The organism is Streptomyces sp. TRM49041 (assembly GCF_008271805.1).
GTDB lineage: Bacteria > Actinomycetota > Actinomycetes > Streptomycetales > Streptomycetaceae > Streptomyces.
In genome coordinates this window covers 1-720 of sequence record NZ_VSRY01000069.1, presented here as the reverse complement: position 1 = coordinate 720, position 720 = coordinate 1, and the positions used below count along the sequence as shown (strand labels likewise).

The following is a 720-nucleotide window of genomic DNA, read 5'->3' as shown; positions in this document are numbered from 1 at the left end:
GTCGGCGTTTCTGTTCACGGGTCAGGGTTCTCAGCGGGCTGGTATGGGTCTGGAGCTGGCTGGGGCGTTTCCGGTGTTCGAGCGGGCGCTGGCGGAGGTGTGTGGGGAGGTTGATCCGCGTCTGGGCCGTTCGCTGCGGGAGCTGCTGGCCGGGGACAGCGATGTGTTGGACTCGACGGAGTTCACGCAGGTGGCGTTGTTCGCGGTCGAGGTGGCGTTGTTCCGGCTGGCGGAGTCGCTGGGGGTGCGTGCGGATTTCCTGATCGGGCATTCGGTTGGTGAGATCGCTGCGGCGCATGTGGCGGGTGTGCTGTCGCTGGCTGATGCTGCCGAACTGGTGGTGGCGCGGGGCCGGTTGATGGGTGCGTTGCCGGTGGGTGGGGCGATGGTGGCGGTGCAGGCCGGTGAGGCGGAGGTTGTGGAGTCCCTGGCCGGGTTCGAGGGCCGGCTGGAGGTCGCGGCCGTCAATGGTCCGCTCGCGGTGGTGGTGTCGGGTGATGAGGACGCTGTCGTGGAGTGGCTGCCGTGCTGGGAGGGGCGTAGGACGTCCCGGTTGCGGGTGTCGCATGCGTTTCACTCGCCGCGTATGGAGCCGATGCTGGAGGAGTTCCGTGCGGTTGCCGAGGGGCTGACGTATGCCGAGCCCCGTATCCCGGTGGTCTCCAATGTGTCGGGTGAGGTGGTGCCGGCGTTCGATGCGGAGTACTGGGTGCGGCATGT

At 67.9% G+C, this 720-nt stretch carries 1 protein-coding gene; it reads left to right on the top strand.

Annotated features, from left to right (window positions below):
- Nucleotides 1–43 precede the first annotated feature (43 nt).
- A partial coding sequence (locus FVS66_RS05020; protein WP_316248166.1) for an acyltransferase domain-containing protein occupies nucleotides 44–720 on the top strand: 677 nt, incomplete at its 3' end.